Annotated in this window: 1 protein-coding gene; it reads left to right on the top strand. The window is 65.7% G+C overall.

All coding sequences use genetic code 11. From position 1 onward, the window contains the following. Nucleotides 1-1,425: acyltransferase domain-containing protein (locus AB4Z47_RS30645; RefSeq protein WP_441956197.1), on the top strand; the 1,425-nt coding region annotated here is incomplete at both ends.

Here is a 1,425-nt window from a genome sequence, read left to right as displayed (position 1 = left end):
TCGGTTGCGGGAGTGGTTGGTCGACCATCCGGAGGCGGATGCGGCGGATGTGGCGTATTCGTTGCTGCGGCATCGTTCACAGTTGGAATGGCGGGCCGCGGTCGTGGGTCGGGAGTTGGCCGACTTGAAAGCCGGGTTGGCGAGGTTGGCCCAGTCCAGCGGGGACACCGACGGCGTGGTGTCGGATCGTGCTGTGACCAGGCAGGTGGCGTTCGTGTTTCCAGGGCAGGGCAGTCAGTGGGAGGAAATGGGTGCCGAGTTATTGGCCGAGGGCGGGGTGTTCGCGGAGTCGATCGCGGACTGCGAGACGGCTTTGGCGCCATATGTGAACTGGTCGCTGACCGCTGTGCTGCGGGCAGAACCGGAGGCAGCGTCGCTGGAGCGGGTCGATGTGGTGCAACCGGTGCTGTTCGCGGTAATGGTGTCCTTGGCTCGGCTATGGCGCGCCAGCGGAGTCGAGCCCGCGGCGGTGATCGGGCATTCCCAGGGCGAGATCGCGGCGGCCGTTGTCGCTGGCGGACTTTCGCTGTCCGACGGTGCACGCGTGGTCGCCCTGCGCTCCCAGGCCGTGGCAGAGGAACTCGCCGGTTCCGGCGGCATGGCATCGGTCGGCCTGGACGTCGAGACGGTCCGGCAGCGACTGTCCGGATTCGGAGACCGGTTGTCTGTCGCGGCGGTGAACGGTCCAGCACAGGTGGTGGTATCAGGGCAGGCATCGGCGATGGACGAATTCCTGGCCGAATGCGASAACGACGGCGTGTGGGCGAAGCGGATCCCGGTCGATTACGCGTCGCATTCGACAGCCGTGGAAACGATTCGGGATCGGATATCAACGGAGCTGGCTCCGATTCGGCCGCACACGGATTCGATACCGTTCTTCTCGACCGTGGTCGCGGACTATGTCGACACCGCGAGACTGGATGCGGGGTATTGGTACCGAGGGCTGCGGGAACAAGTCCGGTTCACCGAGTCGATCGAGGCATTGATCACCGCGGGGGTGAATGCGTTCATCGAGGTCAGTCCCCATCCGGTGTTGACAATGGGCATCGAGTCGACGGCAGAGGCGCTCGGCGTGGCCGATCGTGTGACCGTGCTGGGCACATTGCGGCGCGGCCACGGCGGCCCGGAGCAGATCACCCTCGAATTGGCCCGCGCCCACTGCGCCGGTGTCACGGTGGCAGCAACGGCATTGGCACCGACCGCGACCCGCACGGACCTGCCGACCTACGCCTTCCAGCACCAGCGGTACTGGCTGCAGCCGAGCACCGACCGCGAGACCGGCTCACTCGGGCATCCATTGTTGACCAACACGGTGCAACTCGCCGGAAAAGACGAATGGCTGTTCACCGGACATGTATCGGTGCGGACTCATTCCTGGCTCGCCGACCACACGGTGTTCGGCACGGTACTACTGCCCGGGACGGC

The sequence above is a fragment of the Nocardia sp. 2TAF39 genome, assembly GCF_052114905.1.
GTDB lineage: Bacteria > Actinomycetota > Actinomycetes > Mycobacteriales > Mycobacteriaceae > Nocardia.
Note: the sequence above shows the minus strand (reverse complement) of the source record. Positions and strands in the feature narration are given on the sequence as shown.